Source organism: Bartonella birtlesii IBS 325, from assembly GCF_000273375.1.
In the GTDB taxonomy this organism is placed as follows: Bacteria; Pseudomonadota; Alphaproteobacteria; order Rhizobiales; family Rhizobiaceae; genus Bartonella; species Bartonella birtlesii.
The window spans coordinates 1,270,016-1,284,761 of sequence record NZ_CM001557.1; the positions used below are offsets into that span (position 1 = coordinate 1,270,016).

A 14,746-nucleotide genomic window follows, 5' to 3' on the forward strand; every position below is an offset into this window, starting at 1 on the left:
CAAGAAATGTCGTATAACTTCGTATAATGTATGCTACACGAAGTTATTACGAGCATTTAGGACAAGACAGCAACGTATCAGATCTCTCTATGGAAGGTTTGTTTCGCAAGCTTGTGAGTTGGTACAAAGAAGATGTGGAGCATGTGAACAAATGGCGTGAACATGCAAGGGAGGATTTTCGTTTTTACAATGGAGATCAGTGGAATGAGGCTGATTTAGCGGCATTAAAAGAGCAACGTCGCCCTGTTATGACCTTTAATCGTATTGCTCCGCTTGTGAATGCTGTTGTAGGTTCTGAACGCAATAATAAACGAGATTAGAGACCCTTTGGGCAGCAGGTACGGCTAAAAAAATACCCCGAAAAGAACTCTTGATTCGCAATAATTGAGGAAAATCATAAAAAGATTTGTTAGAATCAGAAGAAAATATTTCTTCTCTAATAGGACTTTCTAGATGCTTACATCCTTTGGTAAAACCTTACGCAAACTCCGCATTGATCACTCCGAACGCCTTTTAGATATGGCTAAGAAATTAGCTATATCTGTAGCATTTTTATCTTCTGTCGAGATTGGCAAAAAATCTGTTCCTGTAGGACTGGAGGAAAAGATCATAGAGCTTTATGGTTTAGATAAAGCTATGGCTTCTCTCTTAAAAAAAGAAGCCTATTCTTGTCGAAAAAGCATCATAATAAAGCCTTCTACTCCGTTGCAACGTGAAACTGTTGTTGCGTTTATGATACTTTTAGATGGCTTACATCAAGAAGCGTTAGCAGACTTCAAAGAAACATTAGAAACATTGTGCGAAGCGTGCTTTATAGAGAAATGTTAGAAAATCCTATTCCCTAATTTTTATCCACGTATCCCTCACTTAAAAAAACATATGAAGTATCAATAACTTAATAGTAATATAAAGCTATATGGTGGGCGATGAGAGACTCGAACTCCCGACATCCTCGGTGTAAACGAGGCGCTCTACCAGCTGAGCTAATCGCCCAATGCCAATGAACAGCAATTGAATAGGCACTCTTTAAGCAAAAATTTTTGCAAACGCAAGAATAAAGATTATGTTTGATGATTTTTTAAAAAAATGCATAAGTCTGCTTGACATAAACGTATGAACCCCTTACACGACCCCTTGTACCAATGATGAATTGGTTAGAAAAAAGTATGCGAGTGTAGCTCAGTTGGTTAGAGTGCCGGCCTGTCACGCCGGAGGTCGCGGGTTCGAGCCCCGTCACTCGCGCCATTTTAAGTTGTTTTATGAGCTTCTGCATTTTAATAAATATCTTAATATGTGGGTTACGTCCCATAAAGTGTTGGCTTTGTGGGCTTTATAGATAGTTGTTTCCTCCTTTTTATGTGGTTTATGAGAATAAGACTTGCGTCTTTCTGTGCTCTGCGTTACCTATGCTTATAAGAAAAAAGTATCGCTTGATATATCCTTGAAGTGATCCAAGTGAAATAGACAGAACAATTAATAATTTATCTGTTTGATTTAACAATGTGGAGTGATTGCATTAGCCCGGGTCATTTCATGTAAAATGGAAGAAAACTATGACTCAATTATTGAGCTCTTATTTACCAGTTTTGATCTTTATTATTGTTTCGGCGGTTATTGTGGGGGTTCTTTTAATTATGCCTTATATTGTGGCTTACCGTTCTCCTGATCCCGAAAAATTATCAGCTTATGAATGCGGATTTAACTCGTTTGATGATGCACGTATGAAATTTGATATCCGTTTTTATTTAGTATCAATTTTGTTTATTATTTTTGATCTTGAAGTTGCTTTTCTTTTTCCTTGGGCAGTTTCATTTAATTCAATAGGCATATTTGGTTTTTGGTCGATGATTGTATTTTTAGCATTTTTGACTATCGGGTTTATATATGAATGGAAAAAAGGAGCTCTTGAATGGGATTAATGTCTAACGATTCTAGGATGATTGCTCCAAAACCAAAAGGGATTATTGATCCAAATACCGGTAAGTTAATAGGTACTGATGACAGCTTTTTTTGTGATATTAATGCTGAATTATCAGATAAAGGTTTTTTAGTTACCTCAGCAGATGCTTTAATCACTTGGGCGCGTACCGGTTCTTTAATGTGGATGAGTTTTGGTTTGGCTTGTTGTGCTATAGAAATGATACAGTGTTCGATGCCTCACTATGATAATGAGCGTTTTGGATATGCACCACGTGCTTCACCCCGTCAATCAGATGTGATGGTAGTGGCGGGTACTTTAACAAATAAGATGGCACCAGCTTTAAGAAAAGTGTATGATCAAATGCCGGAGCCACGTTATGTGATCTCTATGGGATCGTGCGCAAATGGTGGTGGCTATTATCATTATTCTTATTCAGTTGTACGTGGGTGCGATCGTATTGTCCCTGTGGATATTTACGTTCCAGGATGCCCTCCTACGGCCGAGGCATTGTTGTATGGTCTATTATTGTTACAGAAAAAAATCCGTCGTACGGGGTCTATAGAGCGATAGGAGCTTCATTATTATGATAAATAAATCATTAATCGAATTTGCGTCCTATTTAAAAAATAAATTAGGAGATAAACTTGAGGAAACCATTCTTGAATTTGGTGAGTTAACGATTATTTCGCGTCTTGATGCAATTACAGAAGTGTTAACATTTGTTCGTGATGATTCTTGCTGTCAGTTTATTAATATTATAGATATTAGTGGTGTTGATTATCCCTCTCGCGATAAACGTTTTGATATCTCTTACCAGCTCTTATCTCCTCGTGAGAATTTGCGTTTGCGTGTTAAAGTACGTACTAATGAAAATACTCCTGTTGCTTCTGCTTGCTCGATTTATCCCGGCGCGGAATGGTATGAACGTGAGGTGTACGATATGTATGGAGTTTTATTTTCAGGACATCCTGATTTAAGGCGGATTTTAACAGATTATGGTTTTGAAGGGTATCCTTTGCGCAAAGATTTTCCTGTAACGGGTTTTGTTGAATGTCGTTATGATAATGAAGCAAAGAGAGTAATTTATGAACCTGTTGTTTTACGGCAAGAAATGCGCGATTTTGATTTTCTTTCTCCTTGGGAAGGAGAACAATATGTTTTGCCGTGCGATGAAAAAGCGGATGTCAGCAAGTAATATTGGAACTGATGAATTTTTGAAATTGAAATGATAGACTTTAAAATAATCAATTTGTTGGTGTGATAAAAGTTTTTATTAATATTTGATGTGAAGTTTAAAAAAAGCAAGGGGTTGATTGTGGCTGAGGTCAGTGTTCGGAACTTTAACATTAATTTTGGACCGCAGCATCCTGCAGCGCATGGGGTTTTGCGCATGGTTTTAGAATTGGATGGTGAAGTTGTTAAGCGTGTAGATCCGCATATTGGATTATTGCATCGCGGTACTGAAAAATTAATGGAAACAAAAACTTATCTTCAAGCTGTCCCCTATTTGGATCGTTTAGATTATGTAGCTCCTATGAATCAGGAGCACGCTTTTGTGCTTGCTATTGAGAAGTTATTGGGCGTTGAAATTCCCAAAAGAGGACAGTTAATACGTGTTTTGTTTTCCGAAATCGGACGCATTCTTAATCATTTGCTTAATGTAACAACGCAGGCTATGGATGTTGGTGCACTAACTCCACCACTTTGGGGATTTGAGCAACGTGAAAAATTGATGATTTTTTATGAGCGTGCATGTGGAGCACGTCTTCATGCCAATTATTTTCGTCCTGGTGGTGTGCATCAAGATTTGCCGGAATCTTTAATTGAGGATATTGGTAATTTTATTGATCCGTTTCTTATTGCTCTTGGCAAACTTGATGCGCTTATAACGCCAAATCGGATTTTTAAACAACGTAATGTAGATATCGGTGTTGTTAGTATTGATGAGGCTTGGGCACGTGGTTTTTCTGGTGTTATGATCCGTGGAGCCGGAGTGCCATGGGATTTGCGAAAAAGCCAACCTTATGAATGCTATAACGAAATGGAATTTGATATTCCTGTAGGTAAAAACAGCGACTGTTATGATCGTTACCTGATTCGTATGGAAGAAATGCGCCAATCAGCGAGAATTATGCGCCAATGCGTGGATCGCTTGCTTAGTACCGAAAAAAATGGACCAGTCTCGAGTTTAGATCACAAAATTGTACCCCCAAAGCGAAGCGAGATGAAAAGTTCGATGGAAGCGCTTATTCATCATTTTAAACTTTATACCGAAGGTTTTCATACACCTCCTGGTGAAGTGTATGTTGCTGTGGAAGCTCCGAAAGGTGAGTTTGGAGTATATCTTGTTTCTGATGGAACCAATAAACCTTATCGTGTTAAGTTGCGTGCTCCTGGTTTTGCTCATCTTCAAGCCATGGATTTTTTAACCCGAGGGCATATGTTAGCGGATGCTACAGCTATTTTGGGTTCAATTGATATAGTTTTTGGGGAGATTGATCGCTAATGTCCGTGCGCCGTCTTGCAGATGATATTTATCAACCCGCAGATTTTTCTTTTACAAAAGAAAATCAGGTATGGGTAAAGAATACTATAAAAAAATATCCTGTAGGACGTGAGCAGTCTGCGGTGATTCCATTATTAATGCGTGCTCAAGAACAAGATGGTTGGGTGAGCCGTGCTGCGATTGAGCATATTGCGCAGATTCTTTCCATGGCTTATATTCGTGTTTTGGAAGTTGCGACTTTTTATACTCAGTTTCAACTCAAACCAGTTGGAACAAAGGCACATATTCAAGTTTGTGGTACAACTCCTTGTATGTTACGTGGATCTGAGGATTTGATTAAAGTTTGTCAGAAAAAAATTCATCACGAACCTTTTGTTACCAATTCGGATGGAACATTATCATGGGAAGAGGTGGAATGTCTTGGCGCATGTGTCAATGCTCCTATGGTGATGATTTTTAAAGATACTTATGAAGATCTTACAGCAGAACGTCTTGAAGAGATTATTGATGCATTTGCAGCAGGGAAAGGTTCTGAAATAACGGTTGGTCCGCAAAATAATCGTAAATCATCGGAGCCAATTAGCGGTTTAACTTCTCTCATTGATAATGAAGAAAAAACGTCACTGAAGTCTTCAAAGAAAAAAGATAAGGAAGGGTTGGACGTATAGTAGCTATTTTTTGAGGGGATATTTTATGATTTTACCTATTGCGACAATATTTGACAACAAGTTAAGAGTTTTTAAAAAGATGTTTTAAAATTGCGTTTGAGGAAATGCTAACAATGTTATGGGCTATAGAAAAGAAGGTGGGGTATGCTGGCAGATAAAGATCGCATTTTCACCAATATTTATGGTTTAAAAGATAAATCATTAAAAGCTGCAATGTCACGTGGGCATTGGGACGGGACCAAAGCAATTATCGAAAAAGGTCGTGACTGGATCATTGATGAGATAAAGGCATCGGGTTTACGTGGTCGTGGTGGTGCTGGTTTTCCTACCGGAATGAAATGGTCCTTTATGCCAAAACAAAGTGATGGACGTCCTCATTATTTGGTTGTAAATGCTGACGAATCAGAGCCTGGAACTTGTAAAGATCGTGATATTTTACGGCATGATCCTCATACTTTAATTGAAGGATGTGCAATCGCTACTTTTGCGATGGGAGCAAATGTTGCTTTTATTTATATTCGTGGTGAATATATTCGTGAGCGTGAAGCTCTCCAAGCTGCAGTTGATGAATGCTATGATGCGGATTTACTTGGCAAAAAAACAAAATATGGGCATGCATGCGATATTATTATTCACCATGGTGCAGGTGCTTATATTTGTGGCGAAGAAACGGCTCTTCTCGAAAGTCTTGAGGGGAAAAAAGGACAACCTCGGCTTAAGCCACCATTTCCCGCAAATATGGGAATTTATGGTTGTCCAACAACAGTAAATAATGTGGAATCTATCGCTGTTGTTCCAACAATTTTGCGTCGTGGGTCATCATGGTTTTCCTCAATTGGACGTGCAAATAATGTCGGAACGAAATTGTTCATGGTTTCTGGACATGTGAATGCACCTTGTACATTTGAAGAAGCTCTTGGTATTTCTTTTCGTGAATTAATTGAAAAACATACCGGAGGTATCCGTGGTGGATGGAATAATCTTTTAGCAGTTATTCCGGGTGGAGCTTCTTGTCCAGTTGTTCGTGGGGAAAAGATGGTAGATGCAATCATGGATTTTGATGGAATGCGTGATGTTGGGTCTTCTTTTGGTACTGGTGGTGTGATTGTTATGGATAAATCAACCGATATTATCAAGGCAATTTGGCGTATAGCAGCTTTTTTCAAACATGAAAGTTGTGGTCAATGTACGCCGTGTCGTGAAGGTACAGGATGGATGATGCGTCTTTTGGGGCGTATGGTTGAAGGAAGAGCACAAAAACGAGAGATTGATCTTTTGTTTGAAGTTTCTAAACAAATTGAAGGACACACTATTTGCGCACTAGGTGATGCGGCAGCATGGCCGATACAGGGCTTGATACGTAATTTTCGTCCAGAAATTGAGCGTAGAATTGATAATTATACGCGAAATGTCGTTCAAAGAAAAAATATTGTTTTAGAAGCGGTCGGATAGAGGTTTTTATTTTTAAAAACAATGAGACATAAATTTTAAGTGGATTATCCGCAGGCTGGATGAGTGATGATAAATATCAAAGTTGATGGTAAAGAGATTGAAGTCCCTGATTACTATACGTTACTTCAGGCAGCAGAGGCAGCTGGTGCGGAGGTGCCACGTTTTTGTTTTCATGAAACTTTATCAATTGCTGGAAATTGTCGTATGTGCTTGGTTGAGGTCAAGGGAGGTCCTCCAAAGCCTCAAGCTTCTTGTGCTATGGGGGTTCGCGATTTACGATTAGGTCCTAATGGTGAAGTGCCAGAAATTTTTACCAATACCGAGATGGTAAAAAAAGCACGTGAAGGTGTGATGGAATTTCTTCTCATCAATCATCCTTTGGATTGTCCTGTGTGTGATCAAGGAGGTGAATGTGATCTTCAAGATCAAGCAATGCTTTATGGGCGTGATTGTTCTCGCTATACAGAAAATAAGCGTGCTGTAGAAGATAAATATATTGGACCACTTGTAAAAACAGTTATGACACGGTGCATTCATTGTACACGTTGTGTTCGTTTTACAACGGAAGTGGCGGGTATTTCTGAGCTTGGATTGATAGGCCGTGGCGAAGATGCCGAAATTACCACATATCTCGAAAAAGCAATGACCTCTGAATTACAGGGAAATGTTATTGATCTTTGTCCTGTAGGGGCTTTAACCTCAAAACCTTATGCATTTCATGCGCGTCCTTGGGAATTAGTTAAAACAGAATCAATTGATGTTATGGACGCACTTGGTAGCGCGATTCGCGTTGATAGTCGTGGTCGTGAAGTTATGCGAATTATGCCGCGTACAAATGAAGATATCAATGAAGAATGGATTTCTGATAAGACGCGCTTTATCTGGGACGGTTTACGCACTCAGCGGCTCGATAAACCATATGTACGCAAAAATGGAAAACTTCAACCTGTAAGTTGGGCGGAAGCTTTTGAAAAAATTAAAACTGTAATTTCTAAAACCTTGCCAGAAAAAATAGGAGCAATTGCTGGTGATCTTGCTTCTATTGAAGAAATGTACGCACTTAAAACATTACTCATTTCATTAGGGTCAGGGATCTTTGATTGTCGCCAGAGAGGGATGGCATTGTCTTCTGAGTTAGGGCGTTCGAGTTATATTTTTAATCCAACAATTGCCGGTATTGAACAAGCTGACGCATTGCTTATTGTGGGATCTAATCCTCGCTATGAAGCTGCTGTTTTAAATGCACGTATTTTAAAGCGCCAACGGGTAGGGCAGTTCCCCATTGCTTTAATTGGTGAAAAGGTCGATTTACGTTATCCTTATTCTTATCTTGGAGCCGGTACGGAAGCATTGAGTGCGCTTATTCGTGGAGAGGATACATTTTTAAATGTCTTAAAGGAAGCGAAGAGGCCACTTATTTTAATTGGAGAGGGAGCTGTTTTAGGTAAAGAAGGTCTATCTGTTTTAAAAAATCTTGCCAAATTAGCTGATAATGTCGGAGCTCTTAGTGAAGAATGGAACGGATTTGGAGTACTTCATAATGCAGCATCAATTGTTGGGGGATTGGATATAGGTTTTATTTCCAAACTTGGGGTTGAGAATATTCTTAAAACCTGTGAAGTTTTATTTTTGCTTGGTGCAGATGAAATAGAATTAGCCAATACAAAAGCTTTTACAATTTATATTGGTAGTCATGGTGATAATGGTGCACATGCAGCTGATGTGATTTTACCCGCATCTGCTTACACTGAAAAATCAGGACTTTATGTAAACACAGAAGGACGTGTTCAAATGACCAATCGAGCTGGTTTTGCCCCTGGTGAAGCAAAAGAAGATTGGGCTATCTTGCGTGCTTTATCGGATGTTTTAGGACAAAAACTTCCTTTTGATTCGCTTTCTCAGTTAAGACAGAAGCTTTTTAATGATTATCCGCATCTTTATGCCATTGATGATATTGTACCTTCCAGTATAAATGATCTTAAAGTGCTTAGTTCACAGATAGTTGCCCTAAAAGCACAAGTTTTTACTTCTATGGTTAAAGACTTTTATTTGACAAATCCGATAGCGCGTGCTTCTGCAGTTATGGCTGAATGTTCATCACTTGCAAAAAGCCGTACTATACAAGCTGTAGAGTAAGGACTGGGGAAAAGGAATAATGATGTATGATTTCTTTATAACTTGGTTGTTGCCATTACTCATTATCGTTGGGAAAACACTTCTTCTTTTGGTTGTTCTCTTGGTATTGGTTGCTTATCTTCTTTATGCAGATCGAAAGATTTGGGCAGCAGTGCAATTGCGGCGTGGTCCCAATGTTGTTGGTCCATGGGGATTATTGCAGTCTTTTGCAGATTTAATTAAATTTGTTGTTAAGGAACCTATTATACCTGCTGGTGCAAATAAAGGAGTTTTTCTTTTAGCGCCTTTTGTTTCTGCTACACTAGCTTTATCAACTTGGGCTGTAATCCCTGTTAATGAAGGATGGGAAGTTGCGCATATCAATGTTGGTTTACTTTATATCCTCGCTATTTCATCTCTTGAAGTTTATGGTGTTATTATGGGGGGGTGGGCGTCGAACTCAAAATACCCTTTTTTAGGAGCACTTCGTTCGGCAGCACAGATGGTTTCATATGAGGTTTCTATTGGGTTTGTACTTGTAACTGTCATTTTAATAAGTGGATCACTGGACCTTACAACAATTGTGCAGAAACAAAGTTATGGGCTTGGAACAACTCTTGGGCTTCCTTTTAATAGTTTTCTTGATTGGAATTGGCTTGTTCTTTTTCCAATGTTTATTATCTTTTTTATTTCTACGCTTGCAGAAACAAATCGTCCTCCTTTTGATTTGGTGGAAGCAGAATCTGAACTTGTTGCTGGTCACATGGTTGAATATTCTTCAACACCTTATATGCTCTTTTTTCTTGGAGAATATGTTGCTATTGTTTTAATGTGCGCGCTAACTACTATTTTATTTTTAGGCGGTTGGCTACCTCCTTTAGATGTTTGGTGGCTTAATTGGGTTCCCGGTATTATTTGGTTTGTTTTAAAAGTCTGTTTTGTATTTTTTTGGTTTGCTATGGTCAAAGCGTTTGTTCCACGTTATCGTTATGATCAGCTCATGCGGCTTGGTTGGAAGGTTTTTCTTCCTCTCTCATTGGCAATGGTTGTGATAACCGCTGCTTTTTTAAAGTATACAGACTTTGTTTAAAAGGAGGTTTTTACGGTGTTAGTCTTTCTTCAGGCAGCAAAATCGCTCCTTTTATTGGAGTTTGTGAGTGCTTTTTTTCTAGCAATGCGTCAGTTTTTTGCACCAAAACCTACGATTAATTATCCTTATGAGAAGGGTTTTGTATCTCAGCGTTTTCGTGGAGAACATGCACTTCGTCGTTATCCAAATGGTGAAGAGCGTTGTATTGCGTGTAAATTATGTGAAGCAATTTGTCCTGCACAGGCTATTACTATTGAAGCAGGGCCGAGGCGTAATGACGGTACACGTAGAACTGTTCGTTATGATATAGATATGGTTAAGTGTATTTACTGCGGTTTTTGTCAAGAAGCTTGTCCCGTTGAAGCTATTGTTGAAGGCCCAAATTTTGAATTTGCAACAGAAACACGAGAAGAACTTTATTATGATAAGGAAAAGCTTTTATTAAATGGTGATCGTTGGGAACGAGAAATTTCTCGTAATATATTGATGGATGCATCTTATCGTTAAGTGTATCATTAAATGAGGTGTCGGATAATTTTTCCGATAAATTGTAATCCGGTATAAAGTTTTATACCAATTGTATGATTAATTGAGGAGAAGCCTATGCTAACAGGTCTAGCGGCGGCATTTTTCTATTTATTTGCTTTTATTATGCTTGTAAGTGCGATTATTGTTATTACAGCACGTAATCCTGTACATTCTGTTTTGTTTTTAATATTAGCATTTTTTAATGCTGCTGCTTTGTTTTTGCTTGCAGGAGCGGAATTTTTGGGGCTTATTCTCCTTGTTGTTTATGTTGGCGCAGTAGCAGTTTTATTTTTATTTGTAGTTATGATGCTTGATGTTGATTTTGCTGAGTTGAAAAATGGTGTACTACGGTATGCTCCTATTGGAGCTCTTATTGGAGGTATCATCGCTGTAGAATTAATTGTTGTTTTTGTAGGCAGTCATTTTTCTCCAATTCTTAAAACACGTATTATACAACCAATGCCAGACTTAATGCAGCGAACAAATACACAGGCTTTAGGTGATATTCTTTATACAGATTATGTTTTCTATTTTGAAATTGCTGGGATCATTCTCTTAATTGCAATGATTGGTGCAATTGTTTTAACACTTCGTCATAAATCAGGTGTAAAGCGACAATCTATTGCTGTGCAGGTTTCTCGGACAGTAGAAAATGCAATTGAAATCAAACAGGTTGAATCAGGTAAGGGCATTTAAGGGGGGGGGCTATGTACATTAATATTACGCATTATCTCATTGTTTCTGCTTTGATGTTTACAATCGGTATTGCAGGAATTTTTCTCAATAGAAAAAATGTGATTATTATCTTGATGTCTATTGAGCTCATATTGCTTTCAGTTAATCTTAATTTTGTTGCATTTTCAGCATTTCTTCATGATTTGATTGGTCAGATATTTGCTTTATTTATCTTAACAGTAGCAGCTGCTGAAGCCGCGATTGGTTTGGCGATTCTTGTTGTTTTCTTTCGTAATCGTGGTTCTATTGCGGTTGAAGATGTTAATGTGATGAAAGGCTAGCCAATGATATATTATACGATCGTCTTTCTTCCACTGTTAGGTTTTTTAATTGCTGCTTTGGGTGGAAAAAATCTAGGAGATCGCGTTAATGAATTAATAACATGCAGTTTTATGGTGATTGTTGCCATACTGTCATGGATAGTTTTTTTTAATATTGCACTTGGTCATGCACCGGTGGTTGATATATCGGTATTAAATTGGCTCGCTGTCAGTAATCTAAGCTTTAATTGGGCCCTACATATTGATACATTAACGGCTGTTATGCTTATTGTTGTGAACAGTGTTTCGGCATTAGTGCATATTTATTCAATTGGCTATATGCATCATGATTCTTCAAGGTCCCGTTTTTTTTCTTATCTTTCTCTTTTCACATTTATGATGCTTATGTTGGTGACATCCAATAATTTGCTGCAGATGTTTTTTGGTTGGGAAGGTGTGGGGCTTGCTTCTTATTTGCTCATTGGTTTTTGGTTTCAGCGAGATTCTGCTAATAAAGCTGCAATGAAAGCTTTTGTAGTTAATCGCGTTGGAGATTTTGGCTTCCTCTTAGGAATTTTTAGTATTTTTGTTTTATTTCAATCGGTTGATTTTGCTTCTATTTTTGCAAAAGCTGCAGACAATAGCTTTCTACAAAATATGACATTTTTAGGTTGGCAGCTTAATGGACAAGCGGCAATTACTGTTACATGTCTTTTGTTATTTATTGGTGCGATGGGCAAATCAGCACAATTTCTTTTACATACTTGGCTTCCTGATGCAATGGAAGGACCAACTCCTGTATCAGCACTTATTCATGCCGCAACAATGGTAACAGCTGGTGTTTTTATGGTTGCGCGTATGTCACCAATTTTTGAACTTTCTTCAACTGCTTTGACAGTGATTATTATTGTTGGCGCAACGACGGCATTTTTTGCAGCGACTGTAGGATTGGTGCAAAATGATATTAAACGTGTGATTGCTTATTCTACATGTTCACAACTTGGTTATATGTTTGTTGCTCTTGGTGTTGGAGCTTATGGAGCAGCTGTTTTTCATCTTTTTACCCATGCTTTTTTTAAAGCCTTATTGTTTCTTGGTGCGGGCTCTGTCATTCATGCAGTATCTGATGAACAAGATATGCGAAAGATGGGTGGATTACGCAAACATATAAAAGTAACTTATTGGATGATGATAATAGGAACCATTGCCTTGACAGGAGTTGGAATTCCAGGGACAGTGTTTGGTACAGCGGGCTTTTTTTCAAAAGATGCCATTATAGAATCTGCTTTTGCATCCCATAATATTGCTGCAGGATATGCTTTCTATCTTCTTGTTTTTGCTGCCTTATTAACAAGTTTTTATTCATGGCGACTTATCTTTATGGCATTTCATGGAAAACCACGAGCTACAGTTGATGTTATGCATCATGTTCATGAATCCCCTCTGATTATGTTGGTTCCATTGCTTATTTTATCTCTTGGAGCAATATTTGCTGGTGTTGTTTTTCAGCCTTACTTTTTTGGTGATTTATATGATGCCTTTTGGAAGGAAGCATTATTTACAAGCAGTTACAATCATATTCGTCATGATGCACATCATGTATTTGATTGGGTAAAATGGTTGCCATTTATAGCAATGTTTCTTGGATTTATCTTAGCTTATTTATTTTATATTTCTTTTCCTTCTCTTCCCAAAAAATTGGCTGGAGTTATGCCAAGAGTGTACAATTTTCTTTATCAAAAATGGTATTTTGATCAATTATATCACTTTTTGTTTGTTCGTTCTACTTTCAGAGTGAGTTCCTTTCTTTGGAAAGTGGGAGACGGTAAAATTATTGATGGTCTAGGTCCTAATGGCATTGCAGCACGTGTCGTTGATATTACCAATAAAGTTGTTCGGATGCAAACAGGCTATCTTTATCACTATGCATTTGCGATGCTTATAGGTGTTGCATTATTGATCACATGGATGATGATCGGGGGCGTAAACTGATGATTGATTGGCCTATCCTTTCTACGGTTACATTTTTACCACTTGTTGGTGTGCTTCTGATTTTATTTATCAAAGATGATAGTGAAGTAGCACGGCATAATATACGCAATGTAGCATTTTTTACGACTGTGTTTGTTTTTATTATTTCCTTAATTATTTGGGCAGGGTTTGATAATAAGAATCCTAGTTTCCAAATGGTTGAGAGATTCAATTGGTTAGGGAATGGTATTCACTACCATATGGGTATTGATGGCATTTCTGTTCTTTTTGTGGTTCTTTCAGCTTTTCTTTTGCCTTTCTGTATTTTAGCGAGTTGGGAAAACATTAAAGATAAATTAAAAGCTTATATGATTGCGTTTCTTCTGCTTGAAGTTGCTGTTATTGGAGTCTTTTGTGCTCTTGATGCGATGCTGTTTTATGTTTTTTTTGAAGGCAGCCTTATTCCAATGTTTATTATTATAGGTGTTTGGGGAGGAGAACGGCGTGTTTATGCAAGCATAAAATTTTTCTTATACACTTTACTTGGTTCAGTGCTTATGTTGGTTGCCCTTATGGCTATATATTGGGAAGCCGGAACCCTTGATATACCAACTTTGCTCAATTATTCCTTTCCTGCACAGATGCAAATATGGTTATGGCTCGCATTTTTTGCTTCTTTTGCAGTTAAAATGCCAATGTGGCCAGTTCACACATGGCTGCCTGATGCTCACGTGGAAGCACCAACGGCTGGTTCGGTTATTTTAGCTGGTGTTTTACTCAAATTAGGTGGTTATGGTTTTCTTCGTTTTTCTTTACCAATGTTTCCTCTTGCCTCCGCTGATTTTGCACCTTTGATTTTTACTTTATCGCTTATTGCTATTATTTATACATCATTGGTTGCGCTTGTTCAAAATGATATAAAAAAACTTATTGCTTATTCTTCGATAGCGCATATGGGGTATGTAACAATGGGCATTTTTGCTGCGAATGAACAGGGGATTCAAGGAGCTATTTACCAAATGTTATCGCATGGGATTATTTCAGCGGCTTTGTTTCTTTGTGTTGGGGTTATCTATGATCGTTTGCATACACGTGAAATTTCAGCTTTTGGTGGTTTAGTGAATAATATGCCCAAATATGCTGTTGTTTTTCTAATTTTTACTATGGCAAATGTTGGTTTACCTGGAAGTTCAGGATTTTTAGGTGAATTTTTAACTTTAATAGGTGTTTTTCAAGTAAATAAATTGGTTGTTATTTTTGCTACAACGGGTGTTATTTTATCGGCTGCTTATGCACTTTATCTTTATCAGCGTGTGGTTTTTGGTTCTTTGGATAAAGAGAATTTAAAGGTCCTTATAGATCTTTCTTCAAGAGAAAAATTAATTCTTTATCCAATGGTTATTCTGACAATATTTTTTGGTGTCTATCCAACGCCTGTTCTTAAAGCGACAGCGTTTTCCGTAGAAGCCCTCATCAATAAACTGCACTAGATCAGAGAAG

14 protein-coding genes, 2 tRNA genes and 1 pseudogene are annotated in these 14,746 nt (G+C 37.9%); 16 read left to right on the forward strand and 1 reads right to left on the reverse strand.

Annotated features, from left to right (window positions below; translation table 11 throughout):
• Positions 1-26 precede the first annotated feature (26 nt).
• Together QWU_RS09270 and QWU_RS06155 are read left to right on the forward strand one after the other, a co-directional pair.
• Positions 27-317 (forward strand): annotated as a pseudogene (locus QWU_RS09270) (portal protein); the annotation flags it as partial.
• A gap of 136 nt (positions 318-453) precedes the next feature.
• Positions 454-828 carry a helix-turn-helix domain-containing protein gene (locus tag QWU_RS06155; protein WP_017196409.1) on the forward strand — a complete coding sequence of 125 codons (375 nt, stop codon included), beginning with the start codon at positions 454-456 and terminating at the stop codon, positions 826-828.
• Positions 829-917: 89 nt separating this feature from the next.
• Here the strand turns inward: QWU_RS06155 and QWU_RS06160 are convergent.
• Positions 918-993 (reverse strand) — tRNA-Val (locus QWU_RS06160).
• A 175-nt stretch (positions 994-1,168) separates the two neighbouring features.
• Here QWU_RS06160 and QWU_RS06165 point away from each other — a divergent pair.
• The 14 genes from QWU_RS06165 (at position 1,169) to QWU_RS06230 (ending at position 14,736) form a co-directional block, all read left to right on the forward strand.
• A tRNA-Asp gene (locus tag QWU_RS06165) sits at positions 1,169-1,245 on the forward strand.
• 308 nt (positions 1,246-1,553) lie between these two features.
• Entirely contained in the window at positions 1,554-1,919 is a 366-nt protein-coding gene (locus QWU_RS06170) for an NADH-quinone oxidoreductase subunit A (RefSeq protein WP_006589696.1), read from the forward strand.
• Positions 1,910-2,491, forward strand: coding sequence for a NuoB/complex I 20 kDa subunit family protein (locus QWU_RS06175; RefSeq protein ID WP_017196410.1), 582 nt, complete (start codon positions 1,910-1,912; stop codon positions 2,489-2,491). Before QWU_RS06170 ends, QWU_RS06175 begins: the two co-directional genes overlap by 10 nt.
• Before the next feature lie 16 nt (positions 2,492-2,507).
• On the forward strand, positions 2,508-3,116 hold the full coding sequence (locus QWU_RS06180; protein WP_196793119.1) for an NADH-quinone oxidoreductase subunit C: 609 nt from the start codon (positions 2,508-2,510) through the stop codon (positions 3,114-3,116).
• Between the two features lie 120 nt (positions 3,117-3,236).
• Positions 3,237-4,427, forward strand: coding sequence for an NADH-quinone oxidoreductase subunit D (locus QWU_RS06185; RefSeq protein WP_006589693.1), 1,191 nt, complete (start codon positions 3,237-3,239; stop codon positions 4,425-4,427).
• Complete coding sequence (nuoE, locus tag QWU_RS06190) at positions 4,427-5,095, forward strand: NADH-quinone oxidoreductase subunit NuoE (RefSeq protein WP_006589692.1); 669 nt, start codon at positions 4,427-4,429, stop codon at positions 5,093-5,095. The genes QWU_RS06185 and nuoE overlap by 1 nt, the downstream gene beginning before the upstream one ends.
• Positions 5,096-5,239: 144 nt before the next feature.
• Entirely contained in the window at positions 5,240-6,547 is a 1,308-nt protein-coding gene (nuoF, locus tag QWU_RS06195; protein ID WP_006589691.1) for an NADH-quinone oxidoreductase subunit NuoF, read from the forward strand.
• A 66-nt stretch (positions 6,548-6,613) separates the two neighbouring features.
• The gene (gene nuoG / locus QWU_RS06200; RefSeq protein ID WP_017196411.1) at positions 6,614-8,683 is read left to right on the forward strand and encodes an NADH-quinone oxidoreductase subunit NuoG; all 2,070 of its coding nucleotides are present in this window, start codon (positions 6,614-6,616) and stop codon (positions 8,681-8,683) included.
• Between the two features lie 22 nt (positions 8,684-8,705).
• Entirely contained in the window at positions 8,706-9,752 is a 1,047-nt protein-coding gene (nuoH, locus tag QWU_RS06205) for an NADH-quinone oxidoreductase subunit NuoH (protein ID WP_017196412.1), read from the forward strand.
• 15 nt (positions 9,753-9,767) lie between these two features.
• The gene (nuoI, locus tag QWU_RS06210) at positions 9,768-10,259 is read left to right on the forward strand and encodes an NADH-quinone oxidoreductase subunit NuoI (protein WP_006589688.1); all 492 of its coding nucleotides are present in this window, start codon (positions 9,768-9,770) and stop codon (positions 10,257-10,259) included.
• Between the two features lie 96 nt (positions 10,260-10,355).
• Positions 10,356-10,976, forward strand: coding sequence for an NADH-quinone oxidoreductase subunit J (locus QWU_RS06215; RefSeq protein WP_006589687.1), 621 nt, complete (start codon positions 10,356-10,358; stop codon positions 10,974-10,976).
• A gap of 11 nt (positions 10,977-10,987) precedes the next feature.
• Entirely contained in the window at positions 10,988-11,296 is a 309-nt protein-coding gene (nuoK, locus tag QWU_RS06220; protein WP_006589686.1) for an NADH-quinone oxidoreductase subunit NuoK, read from the forward strand.
• 6 nt (positions 11,297-11,302) lie between these two features.
• Positions 11,303-13,267 carry an NADH-quinone oxidoreductase subunit L gene (gene nuoL, locus QWU_RS06225; RefSeq protein WP_026017318.1) on the forward strand — a complete coding sequence of 655 codons (1,965 nt, stop codon included), beginning with the start codon at positions 11,303-11,305 and terminating at the stop codon, positions 13,265-13,267.
• The gene (locus tag QWU_RS06230; RefSeq protein WP_017196414.1) at positions 13,267-14,736 is read left to right on the forward strand and encodes an NADH-quinone oxidoreductase subunit M; all 1,470 of its coding nucleotides are present in this window, start codon (positions 13,267-13,269) and stop codon (positions 14,734-14,736) included. Before nuoL ends, QWU_RS06230 begins: the two co-directional genes overlap by 1 nt.
• Positions 14,737-14,746 lie beyond the last annotated feature (10 nt).

Bases quoted from the DNA above. Each gene is read 5' to 3' on its own strand.
- QWU_RS06155 (WP_017196409.1), top strand. From the start codon at position 454: ATGCTTACATCCTTTGGTAAAACCTTACGCAAACTCCGCATTGATCAC.
- QWU_RS06170 (WP_006589696.1), top strand. From the start codon at position 1,554: ATGACTCAATTATTGAGCTCTTATTTACCAGTTTTGATCTTTATTATT.
- QWU_RS06175 (WP_017196410.1), top strand. From the start codon at position 1,910: ATGGGATTAATGTCTAACGATTCTAGGATGATTGCTCCAAAACCAAAA.
- nuoE (WP_006589692.1), top strand. From the start codon at position 4,427: ATGTCCGTGCGCCGTCTTGCAGATGATATTTATCAACCCGCAGATTTT.
- nuoF (WP_006589691.1), top strand. From the start codon at position 5,240: ATGCTGGCAGATAAAGATCGCATTTTCACCAATATTTATGGTTTAAAA.
- nuoG (WP_017196411.1), top strand. From the start codon at position 6,614: ATGATAAATATCAAAGTTGATGGTAAAGAGATTGAAGTCCCTGATTAC.
- nuoH (WP_017196412.1), top strand. From the start codon at position 8,706: ATGTATGATTTCTTTATAACTTGGTTGTTGCCATTACTCATTATCGTT.
- QWU_RS06215 (WP_006589687.1), top strand. From the start codon at position 10,356: ATGCTAACAGGTCTAGCGGCGGCATTTTTCTATTTATTTGCTTTTATT.
- nuoK (WP_006589686.1), top strand. From the start codon at position 10,988: ATGTACATTAATATTACGCATTATCTCATTGTTTCTGCTTTGATGTTT.
- QWU_RS06230 (WP_017196414.1), top strand. From the start codon at position 13,267: ATGATTGATTGGCCTATCCTTTCTACGGTTACATTTTTACCACTTGTT.